Origin of the sequence: Segatella copri, assembly GCF_019249795.2 — a bacterium.
Classification (GTDB): Bacteria; Bacteroidota; Bacteroidia; order Bacteroidales; family Bacteroidaceae; genus Prevotella; species Prevotella copri_B.
This window is the reverse complement of the sequence record NZ_CP156891.1, coordinates 661,162-686,002: the sequence shown is the minus strand read 5'-3', so window position 1 is coordinate 686,002 and position 24,841 is coordinate 661,162. Positions and strand designations below refer to the sequence as shown.

Below are 24,841 nucleotides of genomic sequence, written 5' to 3'. Positions count from 1 at the left end.
GAACTGTGTATCAATAAGATAGAAAAATAAATATCTAAAAATCCTTGCATATCTCGATATTTTTTCGTACCTTTGCACTATGAAAAAGGACGAAATTATAGTACTTTTAAAGAAACAGCTTCAGCTTGCAAACGAACAGCTTCAGCAAGCTAATGCTACGGTGAGTTCATTGACTACACAGGTCAACGAACTCATTGAACGTATAAAGTCATTAGAAGAATTACTCGTCCAGAAAGGAATCGCCATTGACAAAGCGAATCGTCAGAACAAGGCACTCGGCAAGCTCGTTTCAGGCAAGAAGTCCGAACGTCAGGAAAAGAATCCACAAGACTCGATGACCCAGGAGGAATTTGACAAGAAGAAAACAGAGCAGGCCGAAAAGAGAAAGGCACGCAAAAACAACGGAGCCAAGCGTGACATGCATTACGAGATGAAAGAGGTGCATGTTACGATAGATCCAGTCATGGATGCAGAGTTTTTGAAGACGTTGCGTCTCTTCGGAACTCGTACCTGTATACGTTACAGCATGGAACCCATCAAATTCATCAAGACCGTGTATCACATCAACACTTATACTGATGGAAGTATCATGTATCCGGGGAAAACTCCGCCGGCTCTGTTGTTGAATTCTTCCTATTCACCTTCCTTTGCAGCAGGACTCCTGCAGATGCGATACATCTATTCCATGCCGGTAGAGCGAATCATCAAATACTTTGCCGACAATGGGTTTACGTTAAGGAAAGCCACGGCAAACAAACTGATTGCCAGAAGTGCCGATGTACTGGAAAACTTCTATAAGGCTATCTGCCAAGTAGTGTTGCAGCAGGATTATGTCTCGGCAGACGAGACATACCATAAAGTGCTGTTAGCCAAGACAAAGCCTACGGACAAGGGTTCGAAGAAAGGCTACTTCTGGGCTGTAAGTGCGCCTAAACTGGGACTTGTCTTCTTCGTATATGAGGATGGATCACGCTCTGAGCAGGTCATACTTAACATATTCTCTGATTATAAAGGTACCATACAGAGTGATGCATATGCTCCTTACCGGAAACTGGAGTCGGATGCTTATCCTGACATTATGAGAATCGCCTGCCTGCAGCATGTCAAGAGAGATTTCATCGACTGCGGCAAGGAAGACAAGGATGCTCAGGAGGTCGTAGATATCCTCAACAGATTTTATCGAGAAGACAAAAAACATAAGGTTGGGGTAAATGGATGGACCGTTGAAGACCATCTAGCCTATCGGCAGTCATATGCACCGGACATTTTGCAGGATTTATTGGAGAAACTGGAGGAAATATCTTCCAGGAAAGATTTGCTGCCCAAGTCTACCTTGGCGCAGGCGGTCGGCTATGCCCTTAATGAATATAATGCCATTTGTGACATCTTCAAAAGAGGTGATACGGCTCTCGATAACAACTACATTGAGAGAATCCAGAGATACATATCACTATCTTTTACCTTTGCACCTGGAAACAAGTTTAAACGAATTGGTTAACGGGTGTTAAGGTGAACTGTATGTCACTCTAGAATATCACTATTTTTTGATTCAGTCCTTCGCCAAGCCAAATGTTTTCTTGTTTCCATTTAATGCTAAAATGTCAATAATATGGATAAGGAACTTTACTTTGGCGTAGATGTCTCCAAGAAGACTCTCGACCTTGCTTATTATGATGGTGAAACCATCGACTGGAAGAATGCTCATATTAAGGTGAGCAATGATGATGCTGGGTTCAAAAAGATTGGCTCCTGGGTCGCAAAGGTAGGAAAAGACTTCGATACCTTTTTGTTCTGTATGGAATATACTGGACTCTATAACCAAAACTTCAGATTATGGCTGGAATCCAAAGAATATATCTATGGTATGGTGGAACCTCGCAAAATGCATCGCTTCGAGCCAGACTTGGATGATGACCAGCGCTCTCTAGACCGTATCAAGACTGATGAACTGGATGCTTTCAGAATAGCAATCTATTGTGAGCAGAACCACAAGAAGATTCTTCGCAATCCCTCCAAACTTCCTTCACCTGTCTATTTCAAGTTGAAGAGATTGCTGGCAGAGCGTAAGCAGAACACCAAGCAGTCAACTCTCTATAAGCAGCAGCTTCATGATATCAGCGCATACGATACAGACTTATCCGTTGAACGCAAGAAACTCCTGCTGAAGAACATGCAGGAAAACCAGAAAGCAATAGACAAAGAGATTGACAGCTACATGAATGAAGATACAAGCATCAGAAAGAATTACAATCTGCTGACCTCCATTCCTGGCATTGGTCGCATCATAGCGTTGGAAACCATTGTATTGACGGAAAATTTCACTGCAATCAGCAATCCTCGCAAATATGCCTGTTACATAGGAATAGCCCCTTTTAAAAAGGAATCTGGTACCTCAGTAAGAAAGAAAACGGGGGTTTCCAAGAAAGGCTTTTCTGAAGCCAAGGCAGACTTATCCATAGCTGTCCTTTCCGCCATAAGGAACAATCCTTCAATAAGAGACTATTGGATACGCAAGAGAAAGGAAAAATGCGGTGGCATCGTGCTCAATGCCGTCAAGTTCAAGCTGGTCCTTCGTATGTTTGCCGTGATAAAGCGTGGAACACCATATGTGGAGACAGATGCATATAAGAACTAAAATGCAGCAAAAGTGAACTATCGCACTTCTTAGAGCATAACTATTTCCCGACTAAGTCTTTTGTCTGCGTTTTTTTCACTACCTTTGCCGGAGCATCTGAAATGGAAGGAACTCCGGACGGGGGTAGTGAACTATTTTGTCTTAGACAAAGACCTTTCCCTGATCTAGTCTCCCCAGCCTGAAATGCCAGGTCAAGTGCCGTTTAGGGAATTAGCCGTGGAAGCTTTTAAAAGATGTGGCTTACCCTGACATAGAGAGCTCCTTCCTACAAAATGCGGTACAAAGGTATGAAAAATAAATCATTTATCGGCATCGACATCTCAAAAAATGTCATTGACGTATCAATTTTCTGTGAAGAAACCCCAATTAAGGACTTTTCTCACGATGTATTCAACAATTCCCGCAAGGGATTTGGCGAAATGTGCACATGGCTCAAGAAGAATCATGTGGTTCTCTCGAACAGTCTCTTCGGAATGGAGTTCACCGGCAGCTATTCCATGGAGCTGGAGAAGTTTCTTAATACCAGGAACTATCAGTTCTGCATGCTCTCCACCCATGTGGTAAAGCATTATCCCATGGGGCCCAAGGACAAGAGCGACAAGATTGACTCTGCCAAGATTGCAGACTTTCTCTATCGCTATAATGGTACTGAATGTGTCAAGCCTTATAATATGCCTGACAAGACCATGCAGAGACTCAAGGCACTGATGAATGAGCGTAAGTTCCTGGTGGAACAGCGTACATGCTTCATGAACAGAAGACAGCTATGCATCACAAAGGAAGATGCCCAGTTATATGATGGCTACATCAAAAAATTCAGCCGTGACATTGAGAACATCGAGTTGGAAGAACAGAAGTTGCTGGCTACAGACGATAGCCTCTTGTCTACTTACAAGAATCTTCTGACAATACCGGGAATAGGCTTCGTCAATGCCATAAATGTCATTGTCATTACCCGAAACTTTACCGCTTTTGAAACAGCAAGGCAATATGCCAGTTATGTCGGCGTGGCACCGCACTTCCGCACTTCAGGCACCAGTGTGAAATGGCGTCCCCGACCTTCAGCACGCTGTGATGGTCAGGCGAAAGCAGATCTATCCATGGCGGCCACAGTTGTTGTACAATATGATGCAGAGTTACAATCATTTTATAACCGTAAATTAGGAGGTAAGCAAGATTCAGACACAAAACGCAAGGCATTGAATGCCGTTAAGTTCAAACTTGTTCTCAGAATGTTCGCTATAGGTAAGCAGAACAGAAAATGGGAACCGTTGGATTCAAAGAGCAGCAATGAAAAACTTGCAATATCATAAGTCCGAAACAAGTGAACTATAGCAGTCTGTGCTACTGCCATTTAGAGTCTTGTAAAGACACAAACACGGATAACTAATTAGGAATCTAGCCACACGCTATTAAAAGAACGAGTTCCGTGTTGATTTGTAACAGAAAAATCATTTTTGACCATTTCTGCTACCGATATTTTAGTGCCTGTATGTTCCAAAATACCTCTTTTGTATTTATTAACACAAAAAGTTGCTCAAAAATTTGGCTATGTCTTAGGAATCAAGAAGAAACTCAATGTTCTTTGGTTCGCACGAAGGAGCAAGCCGGGCGGCTATCCTATATTCTATCGCAATCTCATGCAGGCTGAATGGCATTAATCTGTTTGAATACATATGCGACGTAATAGAAAAGACTGTAGAATGGCAACCCAATACCCCATTAGAAAAATATAGAGACTTACTTCCTGACCGATGGAAAAAGCAGCAACAGCATTAATTTAATCAGCTGTTACTGCTTTTTTTTGAATTATGCAAGGTATAAACGCGGAGCCGCTTACAGAAGTATCATAAAATAAGGCTTTGAGTTGATTTAAAAGGCTAAAAAGAAGTGTCTACTATTCCAGTTTTATAAAAACTTTAGTGTCTACTCTTCTAGTATGTAAAAAATGTCAATACAAACTAGGAATAAGAGGAAAAAAACAAGCTGGATTAGGAATAAAAGTACATAAGGTGTTCGGTCAGAGACTATTAATCGGTCTGTCTGTGCCCTTCAAATGGGCACTCGGGGACCAAGTGTCGGGCATCGATAGACCAAATAAAGGGTACTCGTTGCCCATAGCGCGGGCACGGAGTGCCCAAAGTGTCGGACGATTTTTGGGTACTTCTTGCGGCTCGGCAGCTTCGCTATTCTGCATGATGCTTTATGGCGATTTTGTGATGCTTCGATGATGGTTTTTATGATACTTCTTGTGATTTTATGTAAGCGGCTCCGCGTTTATACCTTGCCCTTTATCGTAAAAGTTCTTACCTTTGCACCATAATTTTAAAAGCAACGAAATTATGAGAGCAACAGAACGTTATGAGAGGGCATGGAATGCCTTCCAGATTCATTTGAATCATAATCCAAAAGCCAGTTTGATTCCTTTTTTAAAGGAACGGCATGTAAACCATCGCTCGATGCATAGATGGATGTCAGAGAAAGGTTATTCTGTTAGGTTAGCCAAACAGCAGATTCGTCTGCTTCAGGCCGAAGCCCGTAAGGAATGTTCCGAAGCAACAGCCAAGGACACTGGGATGATGTTCCTTCCCATGGAAATGCCATCCGATTCCGTCTGCCCGGAAAATTATCTTTTCGGCATAACCTTAACCTTTCCCAATGGAACGATAGTCACCATCAAGAAAGGTAGTGCCAAATCAGTCATGCATCTGATGAAACTTTACGAGAAGGAGGACTTGCTATGTTTGGATTAAACGAAAACACCCAGTATTACGTCTGCCAGCGATATGTCCGAATGAACATGGGCATAAATGGCCTGTACCAGATTGTGAGGACGGAGATGGAGCTGCCGCCACTCGGTGGTGCCGTCTTCATCTTCTTCTCCAAGAACCGCCAGCAGGTAAAAATGCTAAAATGGGATGGCGACGGTTTCTTGCTGTATCAGAAGCGACTGGAGCGAGGAACCTTTGAATTACCATTCTTTGATCCCCAAAGCAAACAATGCAAAATGCCGTACAAGACGCTATCTGCCATCATGAGCGGAATTTGCCTGAAAAGTATGAGATATAGGAAACGGCTTAATCTATAGGCGCATAAGATTATATTTAATGAACTGTGTATCAATAAGATAGAAAAATAAATATCTAAAAATCCTTGCATATCTCGATATTTTTTCGTACCTTTGCACTATGAAAAAGGACGAAATTATAGTACTTTTAAAGGAACAGCTTCAGCTTGCGAACGAACAGCTTCAGCAAGCTAATGCTACGGTGAGTTCGTTGACTACACAGGTCAACGAACTCATTGAACGTATAAAGTCATTAGAAGAATTACTCGTCCAGAAAGGAATCGCCATTGACAAAGCGAATCGTCAGAACAAGGCACTCGGCAAGCTCGTTTCAGGCAAGAAGTCCGAACGTCAGGAAAAGAATCCACAAGATTCGATGACCCAGGAGGAATTTGACAAGAAGAAAGAAGAGCAGGCCGAAAAGAGAAAGGCACGCAAAAACAACGGAGCCAAGCGTGACATGCATTACGAGATGAAAGAGGTGCATGTTACGATAGATCCTGTCATGGATGCAGAGTTTTTGAAGACGTTGCGTCTCTTCGGAACTCGTACCTGTATACGTTACAGCATGGAACCCATCAAATTCATCAAGACCGTGTATCACATCAACACTTATACTGATGGAAGTATCATGTATCCGGGGAAAACTCCGCCGGCTCTGTTGTTGAATTCTTCCTATTCACCTTCCTTTGCAGCAGGACTCCTGCAGATGCGATACATCTATTCCATGCCGGTAGAGCGAATCATCAAATACTTTGCCGACAATGGGTTTACGTTAAGGAAAGCCACGGCAAACAAACTGATTGCCAGAAGTGCCGATGTACTGGAAAACTTCTATAAGGCTATCTGCCAAGTAGTGTTGCAGCAGGATTATGTCTCGGCAGACGAGACATACCATAAAGTGCTGTTAGCCAAGACAAAGCCTACGGACAAGGGTTCGAAGAAAGGCTACTTCTGGGCTGTAAGTGCGCCTAAACTGGGACTTGTCTTCTTCGTATATGAGGATGGATCACGCTCTGAGCAGGTCATACTTAACATATTCTCTGATTATAAAGGTACCATACAGAGTGATGCATATGCTCCTTACCGGAAACTGGAGTCGGATGCTTATCCTGACATTATGAGAATCGCCTGCCTGCAGCATGTCAAGAGAGATTTCATCGACTGCGGCAAGGAAGACAAGGATGCTCAGGAGGTCGTAGATATCCTCAACAGATTTTATCGAGAAGACAAAAAACATAAGGTTGGGGTAAATGGATGGACCGTTGAAGACCATCTAGCCTATCGGCAGTCATATGCACCGGACATTTTGCAGGATTTATTGGAGAAACTGGAGGAAATATCTTCCAGGAAAGATTTGCTGCCCAAGTCTACCTTGGCGCAGGCGGTCGGTTATGCCCTTAATGAATATAATGCCATTTGTGACATCTTCAAAAGAGGTGATACGGCTCTCGATAACAACTACATTGAGAGAATCCAGAGGTACATATCACTATCAAGAAGAAACTCAATGTTCTTTGGTTCGCACGAAGGAGCAAGCCGGGCGGCTATCCTATATTCTATCGCAATCTCATGCAGGCTGAATGGCATTAATCTGTTTGAATACATATGCGACGTAATAGAAAAGACTGTAGAATGGCAACCCAATACCCCATTAGAAAAATATAGAGACTTACTTCCTGACCGATGGAAAAAGCAGTAACAGCATTTGTTTAATCAGCTGTTACTGCTTTTTTTGAATTATGCAAGGTATAAACGCGGAGACGCTTACGATTTTATGATACTTCGATGATACTTCTTGTAAAACAATCTAAAAAGTATCATTCTTGTATATTATTATGTATCAGATATTTATGCTGATATTTAACTAAAAAGATGATACTTTGAGACTTTTTTCACGAGGTTCTTCTCAAATTTTGGTACATTTATGTATCTAAGTTTGAGGAGACCTTTATCTGCAAAAGAGAAATCGATGCTCTTCCACCCATAATTCGCTTTGCGGTCTTTATCTTGTTGACCGAACCTTCAAGGATTCCATTGTTCAATTTGCTAGCAATAGAATTATTGATGGCGGAATAGTCCTTAATCAGTCCTTTGGCAAACTTTTCCATTTTCTCATTACCACATCCTATGACCATGTTAATCCATTTGTACAAGTTCATTTTGACCTCTCCGCTCAAAATGCCTTGAAATGTTGTTATATAATAGGCTAAATCGGTAACATGCAAGTCCTGCAGAAACAATCTGACAGTCTCCGTCTTGGTTTTCCAGTTGAAGTGAACTATTGAATTCCAAAGGTCATACTCTTCGTTCCTGATAGTTGCCTTTGCAAGAAATGCCTTGTAGGCATCATCGTATGCCTTCCAGTCTTCCTTCCATTTTCCTCTCAGTAGAAAAAGAAGTCTTTTCAGTATTTCTTTCTTCTCTGTAGAATGTAACCCCTTGGTAACCACAGAGTAATCCAATGACTTTTTACAGAGAATCCTATTTGTAATAGATTCTATGGCTTTGTAAGCCCTTAGTTGCGTTGGGTTGAGCAAGTCCTCATATTTGGTGTTCCTTAGCTTTCCCATCTTAAATCCATCAAACCCTGTTTTGTCATGGATTTCACTCAAAGTCAGTCCTTGCCTTGCATAAAGATCCATGAAAGTGTTCCATTCAGTCATTTTCTTGATTCTTCTTGCATCCTTGCACATCGATTCCAAGACTGCATATATGCTGTTATAAAGCCAACCTCTACTTATTTGTGGCTTAATGGGACCAACTAGACCTTGAGTCAGCAACTCCATTCTCTTATGCAAAAACTCCTGCAGAATCTTTGGAAAGACTGCGCTCGTCAAGTCTTCAATGACATGGAATTTGTCTGTGATAGCATGTGCTGATGGGGCTCCTTGCTTGATAGCCTTAATGAAGCATCGTCCCCTATCACGAGTGATAGTATTGACTTTCTTGTATTGTTTCAAGACATTTGCCACAATCGAAGAATCTCTAGAGTCTATCAGTTCCAAAATCTCGCCTGTGTCATGGTCTACGATAACACTGCCATAGGTATGTCTCTTTCTCTTGGCAAAGTCATCTATGCCTATATTCCTGGCAGTCCTGTCTGGAAGTCTTTGGATCTTTTTCAAATGATTTATGCAAGTATTTGGACAGCAAGTGATTCCCATCTTTCTCATGACCTTGGAGGTCGACACAGATGACATATGTATATGAAGCAGGTTCATCAACTCTATGCATCTTACACTGAATCTTGCATATTTGTTTAGCCACTTCGTCTGTTGCTCTACAAATATATGTTTATCAGACTGGCAGTAAAAACGGCGCATGTAAAGGGTGAGAACAAACCGTTTACACCCTAAAGGACACATCGTGACCGTTCTCTTTTGCCAGCCACGGGTATGAGTGGTTTTCTTGCCACAACGGTCGCAGAAGGCATGGGTAGCCGTACTCACGAGAACCATTTTGAGTTCCGTGGAAGAGAAGTCACAACTTGCGATAAAAAAGCCATCTATGGCAGGAAAAATGTCCATAAGAAGTTTTTCTCCGACCGTAGAAGCATTTATATCGGATTTTATTTGGTTGTTTCTTATCTTTTTTATAATTTTGCATCTGTTAGCGATTGTATCCATTGTAAGTCATATTTTATGATCACTTTAAACTTACATATTTTTGGAGACAATCGCTAATTTTTTATATTAAACTTTCTCAAAAATATTGCTCCTTCATATAAAATATGGGGCTTTGTACTAAAATTTGAGAAGAACCTTTCACGAAAAAAAATCGTGTGCGAATACGGAAGACGGAGAATCTAAAAAGAATCTGATATGAAACCTTATAGATATCCCCAAAATCACGTCCCGACGTAGACATTACCACATGGCGTCGTAATCTTTCCTACGTCCCGATGTAGAGATTCCTGCGTCACCATGTAATTTCAAGGATGTCGGAAGAGATTACACGGATTCTTTATGAGATTATAATTGCTTTATGTAGTTCTTGCCAGGAAGAAACTCTCTTAATAAACAATGAATATATGACAATCGGTCAAGCGAAGGCAAAGCCATGTTGCTTTGCTCTTTGCTTGACCGATGTTTTTTATATTTACTTCGTTTTTTTGAGACAACTATTTTTTTCTTTCCTTCTCCTCTCAACGTCTTGCAGAATGGGAGGGTGAAGAGAAGACAAAGCAGTGCTCCAGCTATCATCAGTCCGGAATTGATCATTAGATGTTAGTCTTTATATTATATTACAAAGTTATGACAATTTGAGGGAGAAAATTGTTAATTAACGAAATATAAGGTGGAACTTTAATGTATCTCTATTTGTTTTTGTACTTTTGCAGCCAAAAATATGATTCTATTTAATAAACGACGGAAAATATTGGAGGGATGCTCCTCTAAGATTCAGATAGTTCAATAGGTATGAAAAAGGGATTGATGATATTATGGATAATTTCTGGTTGGGGTGTACTTCATATCTCAGCCCAGGAAACCTACGCTATAGAATGGCAGGTAGATTCCTCTTCTGTAGAGAATCTGAAAGTAGTTAAAAACGAGAAATCTGCTGATATTGAAAAGCAGAACTTCACGTCTTCCAAGCTCTATCAGATGACTTTTGTGGGGACACCTCTGATAGTAACTGGTATGATAGTCAAGGGAGAGGATACGCACTTTAGAAGTCTGCGCAACGATTATATGCAGCAATTTCATCGCCCCTTCGATAATTATACGCAATTCCTGCCGGCTGCCGTGATGCTTGGTATGAAGGTGGCTGGTGTGGAGAGCCGGAGCTCATGGGGCAGGATGCTGGCTTCTGATGCTTTCTCTGCGGCAATCATGGGGGCAGTGGTCAATACGATGAAAACTACTACCCATGTGATGCGACCTGATGGAAGCAACGACCATTCTTTCCCGTCTGGTCATACAGCTACAGCTTTTATGACCGCCACGATGCTTACCAAGGAATATGGACATCTGAGTCCGTGGATTGGGATAGGATCTTATACCATAGCATCAGGTACGGGCCTGATGCGTATGGCGAACAACAAACATTGGCTGAGTGATGTCATGACGGGTGCAGGCATCGGAATCCTTTCTGTCGAGTTTGGTTATTATATCGCCGATCTCCTCTTTAAGGACAAAGGTGTCAGACATTTCTCGCAATATGAAATCTTTTCCAGACTCGATAAGCCTTCGTTCCTGGGGCTGTATCTTGGCGTAAACATTCCTTTGAGTCATTATGATATTTCTGAGAATCTGGGATTCAGAACATCGTCGGGAAGTTCGGTTGGTGTAGAAGGTGCTCTTTTTCTGAACCCTTATCTTGGTATCGGTGGTAGATTTACGGTTTCCAATACGCATATCATTACGAGCGATAAGAATGGTTCTGTTTCTAGCCAGGAAGCAATGGATGGAAAGAAAATGGGCGGTGAGGTAGCAGAACATGAAACCTTTGATGCCATTATGGCGATGGCTGGTCCTTATTTTTCTTATCCCATCACATCCCGATGGAATATCGGAAGTAAACTGCTGACTGGCTATATAGCTTATCCCCGACTTTCCCTGTCAGGTGGCACCGTTATTCCCAAGAATAGTGGTGTCTGTTTCGGAAGCGGAATCTCCTTCTCTTATAAGGCGAAGGAAAACTATGGCGTCCGTTTCTTCCTGGATTATAACCTCCAGCCGTCTCACAGTAAGAAGAGTGGGGAATGGATGAACACCCTTGCTGCGGGAACAACTTTCGGAGTGAATTTCTAGATTTGGGTGAACGTTCGTTTCTTGGTTATCTGATTATTATGTTTTAGAATTATAAAATTATCAGTTTATGTGGAAGTATTATGCATTGCTTTCTGCATTCTTTGCCGCATTAACGGCAATCTTCGCCAAAGTGGGGGTGAAAGACATTAATTCAGACTTGGCTACAGCCATTCGTACCACCATTATTCTTGTGATAACCTGGGGTATTGTATTCGTAGGAAATCATCAGATGGAGGTGAAGTCCATTCCGAGCCATACGTGGATATTCCTTTTTCTATCAGGATGCGCCACGGGACTTTCCTGGCTTTTTTATTTCAAGGCAATTCAGTTGGGCGATGTTTCTCGTGTGGCTCCTATCGATAAGTTGAGTGTGGTCATTACTATCTGTCTTTCATTTCTGTTCCTGAAGGAGCCGGTAAGTCTGAAGACCATTCTTGGAGCCTTTCTCATTACGGCAGGCAGTATCGTGATGCTTTATAAATAATCTTGTTTTCTAAAAAATGAAGAAAGGAGTACTCTTACCAGTTGCTGTATATCGGCAGATTCTTTCTATCGCCTGGAGCATGTGCTCTAAGCGGTTTTTATCTCTACTTCGTTCTCTCATAAACTAAGATTTTATCACGTTCTACTGATTCCTGTGCAAAAGGAAGTAAGGTTCCTTCTGATACCAAATCAACTTTTCTACCTAAGAGTTCTTCCAAATCACTCCACATGCCGAAGAATTTTAAACCAATAGGTTTGCTCTTGTCCAAAGAAACCATAATATCGACATCGCTATCCTTCGTTTCTTCCCCTCTGGAGAAAGAACCGAACAGCCAGGCTTTCAGTACGGGTTGGGTGCTGAAATAATGGCGTAAAGCTTCTATGATGGCTCGTTTACCCATAATATAATGATGTTGTTTCTTGGTGCAAAGATACAGTTTTTATTCGAAAAAGCAAGCTTTTTTCTAGTTTTTTATTACCTTTGCATTGCTTTTCCAAAAAAAGTAGAAGATTTCTTCATTTTAGGGGTAATTGATTTCAGGAAAGCTTGTATATAAGAGTAGAAACAAGAAGAAAATGACGTGATGACAGAAGAAAATGAACAGCGGATGGAACGGCTGTTCCACGACCATTACGAGCAGATGTATCGCTTCGCCTTTGCCTTGCTCCATGATAATGAGGAGGCGAGAGATGTGGTGAGTGATGTGTTCTCCAGATTGTGGGATAAACAGCTGGTTCCAGACCGGGCTTACCTGATGCGGAGCGTGAAGAATGCCTGCATCAATCTTATAGCCAGAAAGAAGAGAGATGAACGACTGAAACGGCTTCTCCCTCTCTCGGAAGAGAAATTGACGGAAGAAGAACCTTCCCGTCTGGAGGAGCGATGGCAGGCTGCCGTAGATTGCATCGACCACGATCTGACCGACCAGACCGCTTCCGTCATCCGATTGTGCTATCGGGAAGGAATGTCGTATAAGGATACAGCGGAGGAACTGGGCATCAGTATCTCGGCAGTGAACAAGCATATCGTGAAAGGTTTGCGAACGCTCAGAGAAAAGTTGAAAGGAAAATAATAACCCTAAAATGAAGAAAGGAAAAGAAAATGAAACATGAATTATCTGACATAAATCCTCAGAAGATGGATTCTCAGAAATGGGATATGCTCCTCGATCTCCTGGAGCATCCCGAAAAGTATTCCGAAATCCAGAAGGATGAACTTCTGGGCGATGAGGAAGTGAACGAACTCTATCTGCAGTTGGTAGAGACCCGACAGTCTCTGGATTTCGCCAAGTCGAAGGAAGAAATGAAGATGCCTTCGATTGATGCAGAATGGGAGAAGCTGAAAGATGAGATGAAGCTGAAAGAAAAGCAGCAGAAAGAAGAGATGAGTCAGAATGCAGAAACCCAACAAACTGCCAAGCAGCTTCCTCTCTGGAGCCCGATGAGAAAGGTGGCTGCCGTTGCAGCCGTCCTTGTCGTCTCCGGCATCACCTTTGCTGCCATTCATTTGGTAACCCGTTCTCATCAGGCATCAGATAAGAACAATACCGAACTCGTGGCATCCCAAAAGGATTCTATCCAGCAGGTTGCTGCTCCTCAGAAATCCAACATAGAAGAAAAGGCAGATTCTGCAAGTCTTGCCCAGTTCCCATTGGTTTACGAAAACGCTGAACTTCAGAATATCCTTACTCCTATTGCCGGGCATTTCCATCTCCAGGTAACTTATCAGAATGAGTCGGCTCGCCACATCCGTCTCTTCCTGCAACTGGAGAAGAACATGAGTCTGGATGATATCATCGAACTGATGAATCATTTCGAGAAAGTGAATATTCGTCATGAAGGTCAAACTTTAATCGTGGAATAAGATGAAAAGATTAAGATATATCATGCTGCTGGCAGGTTTGATGAGCCTTTCTCTTCAGACCATCTATGCCCAACGCATCACCCGCAGCTTCCGCAACACTTCTATGTCAGAAGCGCTCACCATCCTTGCCAAGAGCACCAAGGATTATCGTATCAACTTTATGTATGATGAACTGGAGGATTTCACGGTAACCACAAGTATCGTGAAGCGAACCGCTCCGGATGCCATCCGCCAGATCATGGGTTTCTATCCGATGAAGATGACGATAGATGGCGAAAACATCTTTGTGGAGTGTACGCAGAAGACTCCCACCAAGATGATAGGCCGCATCATAGACAATAAGAAACGCCCTGTAGATTTTGCCAATGTAGCCCTGCTGAATGTTCGTGACTCTTCATTGATAAATGGCGGCGTGACGAATGAGAACGGCCAGTTCGTGATTCCTTGCGGAGCGAGAAAGGCGATAGTAAGAGTAAGTTGCGTGGGCTATCATACCGCTGTTGCTACTTATAATACAGGTAAGATTGGTTCAATTACTCTGAAGGAGGCAACGCTGAACCTGCAGAAGGTGATTGTGAAGGCGGTTCGCCCTCGTACCAAGTTGACTCATGGTGGATTCCAGACTCAGGTTCAGGGTACGTTGTTGAGCGATGTAGGTATGGTTTCCGACTTATTGAAACAGATTCCTCGTGTAAGAGTGAATGCCGATGGAGGTTGTAGCGTATTCGGAAAAGGTACTCCTGAGATTTATATCAATGGCAGAAAAGTTACCGATACCAAGGAATTGCAGCATCTCTCTTCTAAGGAGGTGAAAAGCGTGGATGTCATAACCAATCCTGGTGCACAATATAATGCCGAGGTGGGTTCTGTTATTCGCATACATACCATCAAGAAACAGGGAATGGGTTTGAGTGGCAGTCTCTATTCCAAGTATTCCTTTGCCGAAAAGAACAATTGGATAGAGAATTTAAATCTCAATTATCGCATGGGTGGCTTGGATATCTTCTCGCTCTTGGCATGGAATGATACCTATCGTCATCTTTCTCAAACTACGGAGACCACGATTATGGGTAATCAGCATCAGGTAAACTTGGCGATGCCCTATTCAGGAACGTTGCGTTCCCATAATCCATACGGAAAATGGGGAATGAACTACCAGATAGATGATAACAATTCATTGGGTATCTTCTATAGTGTCTATAATAATACCTATGAATATTTCAATCTGCAGTCAGACTATGAGGTGAAAGAAGATGGGAAGCATGTAGGCAAAGTGAAGTATGATGATGATGAAAGTCGTACGATTCAAGGGCCTGTTCATGAGGCGGATGCCTACTATGAGGGAAAAATGGGCAAGATGAGTGTGAATCTGAACGCTACCGCTCTTTGGTCTTCTGATAAGACTTATCAAGATGCCGTAGAAATGAGTGAGGAACTTGGCTCACGTGATGTGAATAGTATAACAAGAAACAAACGCCGCATGTTGGCTGGTAAGTTGGAATTGGGTTATCCTCTTTTTGAAAAAGTAAATCTCAATGTTGGAACAGAATATACCAATAGTCATGTTCATAATTTCTATCAGAACGAACAGGAGTATATCGCCACTTCTGACAGTAGGATAGAAGAGCAAAACTTTGCTGCATTTGCCAATATCGATCTGGCTATAGGCAATCATATTGGCTTACAGGCTGGAGCAAGATATGAGCATGTAAGTCATGACTGCTCTGAACGGGAGATGAGTAGGACCTACGATAATGTGTTCCCTACATTCTCTCTTGGTTATCAGAAGGGGAAACTTCAGATGGAGTGGAGTGCATCGATGAAAACTCAGCGTCCTTCTTATGATGTCCTTTCCGGTTTTACCAGATATGACAACCGTTATATTTACGAGGGTGGCAATCCTTCCTTGCTTCCTACCAATATATATAATTTAGGATGGGATGTTCAGTATGGTTGGTTAGGATTTTCTGCCAATTATGGTTATAACAAACATGCTATCACCATTCTTGAAATGCTATATGATACAACCTCAGATATTCTGCTTAGTAAGCCCTATAATATTGATTATTTACAAGTAATGGACTTATCTTTAGTGGCAACTCCTGTGTTTGGTTTCTGGCATCCTATGTGGGAGTTGGATTTTGAGCAACAGTTTGTGAATGGTGAGAAGTATGGTTATCATGGAAATCTCCGTAAACCTCAATTCTCTGTTCGGTTGAACAACTGGTTTTCCTTGAGTCACGATTGGTCGGCTAATGTAGATTATTTCATATCTTCATCTCATAGTTCAGGCTTTTCAGAAGTGGGTAGTGTCAGTGCTTTGAATCTTTCTGTCAAGAAGATGTTCCTAAAGAAAAGTCTTAGCATTCAGTTGGAGGCAAACGATCTCTTCCATGGTCTGAACGATAATCAGAAGTCGTTTGCTACATGTATGTCTATGTTCAAGAAGAGCAAGATGAATTCTCGTTCTTTTGCTCTGACGGTAACTTATAACTTCAATGCCACCAAGAGCAAGTATAAGGGTACGGGTGCTGGTAATGCAGAAAAGAGCAGATTATAGTTTCAATTTAACAGGATTTTTCCTCTGTTTCTTTGCCATTTCCATCTTTTTCCTTAATTTTGCAGCGGAAACTCTATAATAGATATATGTAATGGCAATAAGAATGAAGATGAAACAGAAAAAGATGAGAAAGATAGGCATCGCTTCGGCTCTAGGCTTGGTGGTGCTCGTGGTGCTGGGCTTGTATGGTGCCAGCAACTATATGCTCAATTATTCGCTCAGCTATCCCCAGGAGGAGAGAATGACGGCTGAGCATTGGAAGAACCGAATGAAGAACGAGTGCCCATGGATGATTGGCTGGATGGACTCCGTATATCAGCACCATTGTGTCAGGGATACCTTTGTCGTGATGCCGTCGGGCTACAAGTCCCATGCCATCTATCTCTATGCACCGAAGACTACGGAAAAGACTGCCGTGGTGGTGCATGGCTATCAGGTGCGCTCCGAGGGAATGCTGCACATCGCCTATCTCTATAATCACGATATGGGGTATAATGTGCTCTTGCCAGATCTGTATGGACATGGAGAGAGCGAGGGCGACCATATCCAGATGGGATGGAAGGATAGATGGGATGTCATCAGATGGTCGGAAATCGCCAATGAGATTTTTAAAGTGAAAAGTGAAGGACAGAGAGTGAAGGGGGAAGAACGAAGAGTGAAGAATACCCGTCAGGTGATTCACGGTATTTCGATGGGTGCGGCAACCACGATGGCAGTATCGGGAGAGAAGACTCCCGATTACGTGAAGTGCTTTGTGGAGGACTGCGGCTATACCAGCGTGTGGGATGAGTTTTCCGCTCAGCTCAAAGACCAGTTTGGCTTGCCTGCCTTCCCGCTGATGAATACCACTTCCGCCCTTTGCCAGTATCGCTACTGCTGGTCTTTTGCCGAGGCTCAGCAGATAGAGCAGGTTCGCAAGAGCACCAAACCGATGCTCTTTATCCATGGCGACAAGGATGCCTTCGTGCCCTACGCCATGCTTCATCCGCTTTACGAGGCAAAGACGAAGGGCAGAAAAGCCATCTTCATCGCTAAAGGCTCCGTTCATGCTATGGCATATCGCGACCATCACGAGGAATACACCCACATCGTGAAAGATTTTGTTTCTAAAGAAAAATAGGCTATTCTCCGATATGCTGTCCCACCACATATCCCGTGGTCCAGGCTGCCTGAAGGTTGAAACCGCCTGTAATGGCATCGATATCTAGTACTTCGCCGGCAAAGAAAAGGTGAGGGCATATCTTGCTCTCCAGGGTGTGCAGGTCGATGTTGCTGAGGCTGATGCCGCCGCAGGTAACAAACTCCTCCTTGAAGGCTCCCTTGCCGTTCACCTGGTAGAGGTCGTTGGTGAGGGCTTCTATCAGCAGGTTGCAACCCTTCTTTCCCATTTCGCTCCATTTCTTCTCGGGCGCGTATCCCATCTTCTGAATCAGGAAGAGCCAGAGGCGGGATGGCAGATTATAGGGGCGTATGCTTGCCAGCTGCTTCTGTGGGTTGGCGATGATGATGCCCTGGATGTTCTCTTCCACCAGCGAGCGGTTGCTCTCGTGTACCCAGTTTACGGAAATCCTGATCTGATAATTGTTCTCGTGCAGATAGCGGGCTGCATGGGATGAGAGCTTCAGCACGGCAGGACCGCTCATGCCCCAATGGGTGATGAGAAGCGGACCCTCTGCCTTCAGTTTGGTGCCCGGAATGCTGGTATATACAGGCTCTACCACCGTGCCCATCAGGTTCTTGAAAGCCTTGTCGGCAATGTTGAAGGTGAAGAGCGATGGGATAGGCAGCTCTATTGCATGTCCTAAATCAGAGAGATGCTTGAAGCTTTCCATCTTGGGATGACCGCCTGTAGTGATGGCTACCCGGTGGAAGGCAATCTGCCTGATTTCGGAAGATGTCTTGAAGTCCAGGAGCAGGCGTTCATCCTCCAGTTCGGTGATGGCGGTGAGCTGGTGGTTGCATTGTATCTTCACGCCCAGTCGCTTGGCGGTATTCACCAGACAGTCGATGATGCTGTGCGAATCCTGCGATTGCGGAAACACGCACTGGTCTTCCTGCGTAACCAGTGGCACGCCGTTCTCCTCAAACCAGTCGAAGGCATGCTGGTAGTCGAATCTCTTGAAGAGTCGCTTCATCAGTTTATGTCCGCGGGGGTACGCCTGTTTCAGGTCGGAAATCTCCTCAAAGGAATTGGTAAGATTGCATCTTCCTCCTCCCGTGATTTCCACCTTGGCGAGAACCTTCGAATTCTTCTCGAAAATCGTGATGTCGGCGTGAGGGAAGTTGCGCTTGGCCTCTATCGCCGCAAAGAATCCTGCGGCACCCCCACCAATAATTGCAATATGTAGTGATTGTGGCATATCGTATTTTTGGTTGATTAGGGTGCAAAGGTACTGCTTTTCTTTGATAAAAGAAGAAAAGTTCCCCTTTTTCTTTTGCAGATACGATAGATTTTTGTAACTTTGCGCAAAAATCATAGTATATCAAGAATCCAAATAGATTTATGGCAAAAAGAGAATATGTTGAGGCCAACAAGCGTTGGCTGGAGGAAAAGGCAAAGGAGGAGGGCGTTATGGCGCTGCCTCGTGGTATATATTATAAGGTGTTGAAGCAGGGCGACCCGAAGGGAGCACAGCCTAGCCGACGCAGCATCGTGACGGCTCATTATACCGGTTGGACCATCAACGGCAAGAAGTTTGATTCCAGCCGTGGCGGTACGCCGTTCGCCATGCGATTGAGCGACCTGATAGATGGCTGGATTGTTGCTATGCAGCAGATGCACGTGGGCGACCAGTGGGAACTTTACATCCCTGCCGAGATGGGCTACGGCAAGTTCTCGCAGCCGGGCATCCCAGGCGGTTCTACCCTGATATTCGAAGTAGAACTGCTGGGTGTGGGATAACCCGGATACTTGAAATTATAAAGATCATTAAGATAAGAGAGTCTTGTCCGGCTATAGTCGGTTCAATTCATCTTCCGCACTGTTTATGCCGTTGTATCTTCCCTTGCGCTTGTTGAATTTCCAGGTTACGGTCAACTTGTAGCTCCATAGCTTGTAATCCTCAGTCTGGGAGAAGTCAACGGCATGCTCGTGGGTTCGCTCCTTGAAGAGCTGCTGATGGAAGAGGTCGTTGGCACTGAAGGCAACCTGTAATCTGCCGTCCATCCACGATTTGTTGGCACCAAGACTCCAGTTCTGAGTGGGGCGGAACTTCGTTTTACCCACTTGTCCTCCATTGTCAAAACTGTAGGAGAGTGACAGCTGATAGTCGTTTGGTAGCGTGAAGTAATTGTCAAACGATGCATTCCAAGTTGCTCCGTTATAACTGATTAGCTCTCCATGATCATTTACAGAGAAGCGCTGGTAAGTGATGCTTGCATGGGCATTCGGACGCCAGCAGCCGAAGACGTGTCCCCAGTTGAGATAGGCCATGTATTTCTGCATCTTGTTGAAGTTCATGAATGTACTCACGTATCTTACGGGCTTATCCTCCGGCACTTCATGAATGTACATGATGGAGTGGTCGATACGGGTATATCTCAGCATTCCCATAAAGTCTTTCCACTGCACGGAGTAGGTCAGACGATAGGTGTTGACAGGCTGTAGCTTCGGATTGCTGATCTGATACTGAAAGCGCGAGGTATAGTAGATGTTCCCACTGAGCTGACTGAAAGAAGGTCGGGCGGTGGTAGTTCGGAAGCTGAGCGAGTGATGCCACGACGGTTCGTTGAGAGTGATACCGAACGATGGAAACCACTGGTCGTAATGGCGCTCCATATTGTCGGGAGATTCCTCCGACAGATTGGTGTATCGGGATGTGAGATGCTCGTATCGGATGCCTGCCCACCAGCTCCATCTGCCAGCTTCACCCTGATATTGCAGGTAAGCAGCCGTCTTGGTATCGTGGTTTTTGTATTCCGTAGTTCCAAGCATATCGGCAGAACTTTCGGTTTTTCCCTTACCTTCCATCAGGCTCCATTCGCCACCGAAGTTGATGGAATGTTTGTCAGAGATGAGTTGCTTGACTTCGAATCTTCCACTATAGATATCGTAGTTGGAATTGGAACGGTTGAGGGTTTCCTGCATCTCGCTACCTTCTTTCTCCGTGATAGGCTGGCTGTCAGAATCCTTGTTCCTTGCATAGTCCAGATAAATCTGTGATGAGAGATGCTTCGACCATTTAGCCAGATGGAAGAGGTTGAAGTGGTGACTGCGCTGGTGTCCCCATTGCTGGCTCTCCGCATCAAAATACTTCATCTCGCCATCCGCATCAGAAAGCTTCATCTCGCTATTTGTATCTTCTCCTGCTGGGTTAGGATAGCGATAGTACTGCTGCTGTTTCTCGCTTCTGCCGCCATTCAGCCAAAGCCCTTCCCATTGTATTCCCACTTCGTGTTGCTTGCTGAGCAACCAGTCGAAGTTGAGTTCTGTAGCGTTGTAATTTGCCTTGTTCTTGCCATGGCGGTCGGTTCCGAAGAGATATTCGCCATCTTTGGCTCTTACGAGCGCTTCCTGTGGCTGATGCACATTGTATCGGTTGTCTGTATAACCGTAAAATCCTGTGAGCGAAATCTTCTTCGTTACCCAACCCAGGGTCAATTCCTCGTGGTTGGTGTTCACCTCGCTCAATTTATCATACACCTGCATCTTGCCGAATATACCCTCGTCTGTTCTTCTCGTCAGGATTCTCAGTACGGCTCCCGTCGTTGCATCATATTTTGCACCAGGAGTGGTAATGAGTTCTATTTCATCTATCTGCTTCACATCGAGATGAGAGAGTTCGGCAGAGGTAGCCTTTTTGTCGTTGAGATAGATGGTGGGTGCTCCCAGTCCGTTTACTTCCAGAGTTCCATCGGCGGTTTGTTTCATGCCGGGGATGTGTTTCAATACATCTTCCAGCGTTGGCTCCTTTGCCAAAGGAGTGTTGCGGACACGGGTAACCAGGGCCTCGTTTCTCATTTTGTACATCGGGCGATGACCTGTTACGGTTACGGCTTGAATCTCAGTCTCCTTATCAGCTTTGATCTCAGCTTCTTGGTTAGCTTTGATCGAATCTTTTTCCGTCTGTATCGAGTCTGCGCAAACTCCGGATGTCGGGAATTTCCCGTTTTGTGCTGTTGCACAGGTGGTGGTGGCTAGCATCGCCCATAAAACTGTTTCTTTCTTCATATTCTTCCTTGTTTTTTGTTTTCGTCTGCAAAGGAACAGCTTTTCGGGCTCAAAATCGCAAATAATCATTACTGAAACATTACGCTGGCAAAATAATCTTGCTTCACCTTAATTATATATAGTGAAATCTTCGTACCTTTGCATCGAAAAAAGAAAAATGATATGAATAGAAGAATCAAACAAGTCTGGCTGCTCGCCATCCTTTCCTCTTTCCTGCTGATAGGCTTGCAGACCTATTGGCTCTACAATAGCGTGACCTATTCGATGGGAGAGATGGGGAAGAAAAATGCCGAAAAGGCGGAACAGGCAATAGTCACTTATCAGACAAATATCGGAGCGGCGGTAAAAGAAAAATCACATATCGGTTATGTCGTTACGGCATATTTTTCAGACTACAAGCGTCCCGTTACAACGGTTTGCTCTCCGCTGGATACGGATACAATCATAGGTGGAGTGGTGTATAGCAAGCCGGGATTCAGCAACGTGATGCAGAAGAGAGATACTTTCGATTTGCGTGAGACGGATTCCAACAATTCTTTTGATTGTCTGAATACTTACATCACTTACCAGCTTACCCGTTTTGATAAGGCGCATTTTGACCGTTTCATCAGTAGGAAACTGGGCAATGATTTCATCGGGGCAGAGATGAAGACAGGAAAGCATCGTCTGTGGCAGACAAGAATCGTAGAGTCTCCTACCTTGTTTCATCACGAAATGCTGGTAGAAGTGCCTTTCAATCCTATCCAGTATCAGTCGATGCAGATGAGGATGCAGGTGCCGATGCTGCCCATCCTGAAGGGAATGATGTGGCAGATGATAGGAAGTCTGCTGGTTACCATCATGCTTCTCCTGAGCATAGCTTATCTCATCAAGGTGATGCTCCTGCAGAAGAAGGTGGATAAGATGCGAAGCGACTTTGTGCATACGATGATTCACGAGCTGAAACGCCCCGTGCAGACGCTGAAGATGTGTGTATCTGTATTCTCTGCTCAAAAGACAGATGAGAAGGATGAGAATGCTCTCATCATGGAGACGGTTAGAGAGGAAAGCGATAACCTGACCGCCTATCTCGCCAAACTCCGGGAAGTAATCAGGGCAGAGGAACATATCCCGCTCCAGATAACGTCTTTCGATATCCATGCCGCCTTGCTGAATCTGGTGGCTGTGTATCGAAAGAACAGACAGAAGGAGGTGAATGTTTCGCTCGATTACCAGCGCACTTCCGACCTGATGATGGGAGATAGAGACCAGCTTCTGAATGTGGTCAGCAACCTGATGGAGAACTCGGTGAAGTATTCTGGAGACATAGTCAATATCCATGTTGCCTGCCGAGATACCGGGAAGGGGGAAGTCATGATTTCTGTATCAGATAATGGAATCGGAATTTCGCCCGACGAGCAGCAGAGAGTCTGGACGAAGTTCTATCGCAGCAATGCTTACCCGGATATGATGCAGCCAGGCATCGGCTTGGGTTTGAGTTTTGTGGATATGATAGTGAAGGCCCATGGGGGCAGAAAAATGATGCAGAGCGAAGTGGGCAAGGGAACCAGGATTTCGATCATCATCCCGCAGCACTCCTGATGCATCCGGTTTAACGCTATAAACAACAGGAAAAATGATCAAGATATTATTTGCAGACGATGACTTGAAGTATTCCATGTTGCTGAAGAGTTTCCTGCAGCAGCATGGCTACGATGTGACTTATGCCGGAAATGGCAAGAAGGCATGGGAACAGTTCCCGGAGGTGAAGCCCGATCTGGTATTGCTCGACATCAATATGCCGGAGATGGATGGCTATGAGGTGGCTGAGCGCATCAGAGCCATCGACCCGAAGGTGCTTATCTTCTTTCTCACCGACCGTACGGAGAAGAACGATCGGCTGAAAGGTTTCTCCCTGAAGGCAAACGATTATCTTGCCAAACCCTTCTATCCGGAAGAGTTGCTGGCAAGAATAGAGGAGCGGTTCTCCATGAATGAGAGTGAGACGATAGAAGAGGAGGTGTATCATTTCGGTGAAACCACCTTCTGCTATAATAACAATGAGCTTCGCACCCGTTCCTCTCGTGTGCTCATCACCAGCCGACAAGCCGACATCCTCCGTCTGTTGGCGAAGAATATCGGTAATGTAGTAAGCAAGGAGATGATACAGGAGGCGGTGTGGGGAACCGTGAGCTATGCCAACTCCCTGGCTGTGAATGTGCAGATGACGTATCTCCGTCATGCTCTTCAGCATGATGCGACCGTTAAGATTGAGTCGCTGAAGAAAAAGGGATATGTACTTACTCTCTTTTCTGAAGTATAGTAAATACCTCTTTTATCCGAATTATAAAAAAGTTGATCCGAAACAGCGGCTATTGCTAGCCATCTGTCTCGGATCTTTTTATTTGTGGATGAAGCGGTTTATTCTTCTGTTTTTGCCATCATCTTCTCATAGAGTCCATCCACGATGGAGTCGGCGAGCGAGATGTTGGGCACCATGATGTTTTCACACTTCAGGTATTCGCATGCCTTGAGGAAGATCTCAGCGGCAGGAATGATGACGTCGGCACGGTCTTCTTTCAGGGAGAAGGAAATCTCGCGCTCCTCGATGCTCAGGGGCTGCATCATCGAATAGAGACGCTTCAGTTCGGCAAGCGTCAGGTTTTTGGAGTCCTGCTTGCTGTGGCGTGCCAGCTTGTTCAACTTGTTGATGTTGCCACCCGAACCGATGATCCTGATGTCGCCGTATTGCTCGGCATATCTCGTCAGGTTCTCCTTGAAGAGCTTTTCGGTTTCGGCAGTCACCTTGCCGCTCAGCATTCTCAGAGTACCCATGTTGTAGGAATAGCTTTCGGCGAGCACACCGTCATGGATGATACTCACCTCCGTGGAACCACCGCCCACATCAATGTAGGCAAAGCTGCCCTCGTTGGAGTCTGTTTTCTCTACCAGGTTGTTGTAGAGGAGCTGTGCCTCCTCCTGCCCCTTGATGATTTCGAGTTTGATGCCGGTTTGCTTCTCTATCTTCTTGAGCACCTTCTTGCCGTTCTCGGCATCGCGCATGGCTGAAGTGGCACAGGCGCGAAATGCCTCTACGTCATTGAGTTTCATGAATTGCTTGAAGCCCTTCATCATGTGGAGCATCATCTTCTCACGCTCCTTGGAAACCTTTCCCAGGGTGAATACATCCTTACCCAATCGCAATGGGATGCGGATGAACATGAGTTTTTTGATGCGGTCTTCCTCTCGGATTGCCTCGGGATCGAAGCGCTTGATGAGGAGTCGGGCTCCGTTTGAGCCGATATCAATGGATGCTAAATTCATCAT

Annotated in this window: 20 protein-coding genes and 1 pseudogene; 16 read left to right on the top strand and 5 right to left on the bottom strand. The window is 44.4% G+C overall.

Translation table 11 applies throughout. The annotated features are described in order from the left end of the window. Positions 1–79: 79 nt before the first annotated feature. The 7 genes and pseudogenes from KUA48_RS03265 to KUA48_RS03235 all read left to right on the top strand — a co-directional run bounded on the left by KUA48_RS03265 (position 80) and on the right by KUA48_RS03235 (position 7,404). On the top strand, positions 80–1,498 hold the full coding sequence (locus KUA48_RS03265) for a transposase (RefSeq protein ID WP_369503260.1): 1,419 nt from the start codon (positions 80–82) through the stop codon (positions 1,496–1,498). Positions 1,499–1,609: 111 nt separating this feature from the next. Next, positions 1,610–2,635, top strand: coding sequence for an IS110 family transposase (locus tag KUA48_RS03260; RefSeq protein ID WP_218433791.1), 1,026 nt, complete (start codon positions 1,610–1,612; stop codon positions 2,633–2,635). 287 nt (positions 2,636–2,922) lie between these two features. Continuing rightward, positions 2,923–3,948: an IS110 family transposase gene (locus KUA48_RS03255; RefSeq protein WP_181993552.1), complete on the top strand. Its 1,026-nt coding sequence runs from the start codon at positions 2,923–2,925 to the stop codon at positions 3,946–3,948. 250 nt (positions 3,949–4,198) lie between these two features. Further along, positions 4,199–4,414 (top strand): annotated as a pseudogene (locus KUA48_RS03250) (IS66 family transposase); the annotation flags it as partial. A 563-nt stretch (positions 4,415–4,977) separates the two neighbouring features. Next, the gene (locus tag KUA48_RS03245) at positions 4,978–5,388 is read left to right on the top strand and encodes a hypothetical protein (RefSeq protein WP_144021577.1); all 411 of its coding nucleotides are present in this window, start codon (positions 4,978–4,980) and stop codon (positions 5,386–5,388) included. Continuing rightward, entirely contained in the window at positions 5,376–5,723 is a 348-nt protein-coding gene (gene tnpB, locus KUA48_RS03240; protein WP_117588063.1) for an IS66 family insertion sequence element accessory protein TnpB, read from the top strand. Before KUA48_RS03245 ends, tnpB begins: the two co-directional genes overlap by 13 nt. 100 nt (positions 5,724–5,823) lie before the next feature. Next, positions 5,824–7,404, top strand: a complete 1,581-nt coding sequence (locus KUA48_RS03235) for an IS66 family transposase (protein WP_264952447.1) — start codon at positions 5,824–5,826, stop codon at positions 7,402–7,404. A 223-nt stretch (positions 7,405–7,627) separates the two neighbouring features. Here the strand turns inward: KUA48_RS03235 and KUA48_RS03230 are convergent, their stop codons facing one another. Then, complete coding sequence (locus tag KUA48_RS03230) at positions 7,628–9,163, bottom strand: ISL3 family transposase (RefSeq protein WP_264949399.1); 1,536 nt, start codon at positions 9,161–9,163, stop codon at positions 7,628–7,630. A 960-nt stretch (positions 9,164–10,123) separates the two neighbouring features. Here KUA48_RS03230 and KUA48_RS03225 point away from each other — a divergent pair. After that, positions 10,124–11,458 (top strand): phosphatase PAP2 family protein, encoded by a 1,335-nt coding sequence (locus KUA48_RS03225; protein ID WP_256624472.1) that lies wholly within the window; start codon positions 10,124–10,126, stop codon positions 11,456–11,458. Between the two features lie 67 nt (positions 11,459–11,525). Further along, positions 11,526–11,942: an EamA family transporter gene (locus tag KUA48_RS03220; protein ID WP_218433267.1), complete on the top strand. Its 417-nt coding sequence runs from the start codon at positions 11,526–11,528 to the stop codon at positions 11,940–11,942. Between the two features lie 103 nt (positions 11,943–12,045). Here KUA48_RS03220 and KUA48_RS03215 read toward each other — a convergent pair whose 3' ends face one another. Then, positions 12,046–12,342, bottom strand: a complete 297-nt coding sequence (locus KUA48_RS03215; RefSeq protein ID WP_117585943.1) for a nucleotidyltransferase family protein — start codon at positions 12,340–12,342, stop codon at positions 12,046–12,048. A gap of 183 nt (positions 12,343–12,525) precedes the next feature. Between KUA48_RS03215 and KUA48_RS03210 the strand changes: the two genes are divergently transcribed. The 4 genes from KUA48_RS03210 (at position 12,526) to KUA48_RS03195 (ending at position 17,485) form a co-directional block, all read left to right on the top strand. Further along, the gene (locus KUA48_RS03210; RefSeq protein WP_228119550.1) at positions 12,526–13,014 is read left to right on the top strand and encodes an RNA polymerase sigma factor; all 489 of its coding nucleotides are present in this window, start codon (positions 12,526–12,528) and stop codon (positions 13,012–13,014) included. Positions 13,015–13,043: 29 nt separating this feature from the next. Further along, positions 13,044–13,805, top strand: a complete 762-nt coding sequence (locus tag KUA48_RS03205) for a DUF4974 domain-containing protein (RefSeq protein WP_218433266.1) — start codon at positions 13,044–13,046, stop codon at positions 13,803–13,805. A gap of 1 nt (position 13,806) precedes the next feature. After that, positions 13,807–16,365: an outer membrane beta-barrel family protein gene (locus KUA48_RS03200; protein ID WP_218433265.1), complete on the top strand. Its 2,559-nt coding sequence runs from the start codon at positions 13,807–13,809 to the stop codon at positions 16,363–16,365. A gap of 109 nt (positions 16,366–16,474) precedes the next feature. Beyond that, positions 16,475–17,485: an alpha/beta hydrolase gene (locus KUA48_RS03195; RefSeq protein ID WP_256624471.1), complete on the top strand. Its 1,011-nt coding sequence runs from the start codon at positions 16,475–16,477 to the stop codon at positions 17,483–17,485. A gap of 1 nt (position 17,486) precedes the next feature. Here the strand turns inward: KUA48_RS03195 and KUA48_RS03190 are convergent, their stop codons facing one another. Continuing rightward, positions 17,487–18,725, bottom strand: a complete 1,239-nt coding sequence (locus tag KUA48_RS03190) for an NAD(P)/FAD-dependent oxidoreductase (RefSeq protein ID WP_218433264.1) — start codon at positions 18,723–18,725, stop codon at positions 17,487–17,489. 143 nt (positions 18,726–18,868) lie between these two features. Here KUA48_RS03190 and KUA48_RS03185 point away from each other — a divergent pair, with 143 nt between their 5' ends. Further along, positions 18,869–19,267, top strand: a complete 399-nt coding sequence (locus KUA48_RS03185) for an FKBP-type peptidyl-prolyl cis-trans isomerase (protein ID WP_022121977.1) — start codon at positions 18,869–18,871, stop codon at positions 19,265–19,267. A 51-nt stretch (positions 19,268–19,318) separates the two neighbouring features. Here KUA48_RS03185 and KUA48_RS03180 read toward each other — a convergent pair whose 3' ends face one another. After that, positions 19,319–21,535, bottom strand: a complete 2,217-nt coding sequence (locus tag KUA48_RS03180; RefSeq protein WP_218433263.1) for an outer membrane beta-barrel protein — start codon at positions 21,533–21,535, stop codon at positions 19,319–19,321. A 162-nt stretch (positions 21,536–21,697) separates the two neighbouring features. Here KUA48_RS03180 and KUA48_RS03175 point away from each other — a divergent pair, with 162 nt between their 5' ends. Then, a complete protein-coding gene (locus KUA48_RS03175; RefSeq protein WP_218433262.1) occupies positions 21,698–23,116 on the top strand; it encodes a sensor histidine kinase KdpD in 1,419 nt (472 codons plus the stop codon). Positions 23,117–23,150: 34 nt separating this feature from the next. Then, positions 23,151–23,837, top strand: a complete 687-nt coding sequence (locus KUA48_RS03170; protein WP_218433261.1) for a response regulator transcription factor — start codon at positions 23,151–23,153, stop codon at positions 23,835–23,837. Between the two features lie 98 nt (positions 23,838–23,935). On the opposite strand, the gene KUA48_RS03165 is transcribed toward KUA48_RS03170, so the two are convergent. Continuing rightward, complete coding sequence (locus KUA48_RS03165; RefSeq protein ID WP_117585950.1) at positions 23,936–24,841, bottom strand: Ppx/GppA family phosphatase; 906 nt, start codon at positions 24,839–24,841, stop codon at positions 23,936–23,938.

Excerpts from the sequence above, each read along its gene's own strand:
- tnpB (WP_117588063.1), top strand. The coding sequence starts at position 5,376 with ATGTTTGGATTAAACGAAAACACCCAGTATTACGTCTGCCAGCGATAT.
- KUA48_RS03170 (WP_218433261.1), top strand. The coding sequence starts at position 23,151 with ATGATCAAGATATTATTTGCAGACGATGACTTGAAGTATTCCATGTTG.
- KUA48_RS03265 (WP_369503260.1), top strand. The coding sequence starts at position 80 with ATGAAAAAGGACGAAATTATAGTACTTTTAAAGAAACAGCTTCAGCTT.
- KUA48_RS03200 (WP_218433265.1), top strand. The coding sequence starts at position 13,807 with ATGAAAAGATTAAGATATATCATGCTGCTGGCAGGTTTGATGAGCCTT.
- KUA48_RS03215 (WP_117585943.1), bottom strand. The coding sequence starts at position 12,342 with ATGGGTAAACGAGCCATCATAGAAGCTTTACGCCATTATTTCAGCACC.
- KUA48_RS03195 (WP_256624471.1), top strand. The coding sequence starts at position 16,475 with ATGAAACAGAAAAAGATGAGAAAGATAGGCATCGCTTCGGCTCTAGGC.
- KUA48_RS03245 (WP_144021577.1), top strand. The coding sequence starts at position 4,978 with ATGAGAGCAACAGAACGTTATGAGAGGGCATGGAATGCCTTCCAGATT.
- KUA48_RS03175 (WP_218433262.1), top strand. The coding sequence starts at position 21,698 with ATGAATAGAAGAATCAAACAAGTCTGGCTGCTCGCCATCCTTTCCTCT.
- KUA48_RS03165 (WP_117585950.1), bottom strand. The coding sequence starts at position 24,841 with ATGATGAATTTAGCATCCATTGATATCGGCTCAAACGGAGCCCGACTC.
- KUA48_RS03180 (WP_218433263.1), bottom strand. The coding sequence starts at position 21,535 with ATGAAGAAAGAAACAGTTTTATGGGCGATGCTAGCCACCACCACCTGT.
- KUA48_RS03185 (WP_022121977.1), top strand. The coding sequence starts at position 18,869 with ATGGCAAAAAGAGAATATGTTGAGGCCAACAAGCGTTGGCTGGAGGAA.
- KUA48_RS03220 (WP_218433267.1), top strand. The coding sequence starts at position 11,526 with ATGTGGAAGTATTATGCATTGCTTTCTGCATTCTTTGCCGCATTAACG.
- KUA48_RS03255 (WP_181993552.1), top strand. The coding sequence starts at position 2,923 with ATGAAAAATAAATCATTTATCGGCATCGACATCTCAAAAAATGTCATT.
- KUA48_RS03235 (WP_264952447.1), top strand. The coding sequence starts at position 5,824 with ATGAAAAAGGACGAAATTATAGTACTTTTAAAGGAACAGCTTCAGCTT.
- KUA48_RS03205 (WP_218433266.1), top strand. The coding sequence starts at position 13,044 with ATGAAACATGAATTATCTGACATAAATCCTCAGAAGATGGATTCTCAG.
- KUA48_RS03260 (WP_218433791.1), top strand. The coding sequence starts at position 1,610 with ATGGATAAGGAACTTTACTTTGGCGTAGATGTCTCCAAGAAGACTCTC.
- KUA48_RS03225 (WP_256624472.1), top strand. The coding sequence starts at position 10,124 with ATGAAAAAGGGATTGATGATATTATGGATAATTTCTGGTTGGGGTGTA.
- KUA48_RS03230 (WP_264949399.1), bottom strand. The coding sequence starts at position 9,163 with ATGGTTCTCGTGAGTACGGCTACCCATGCCTTCTGCGACCGTTGTGGC.
- KUA48_RS03190 (WP_218433264.1), bottom strand. The coding sequence starts at position 18,725 with ATGCCACAATCACTACATATTGCAATTATTGGTGGGGGTGCCGCAGGA.
- KUA48_RS03210 (WP_228119550.1), top strand. The coding sequence starts at position 12,526 with ATGACAGAAGAAAATGAACAGCGGATGGAACGGCTGTTCCACGACCAT.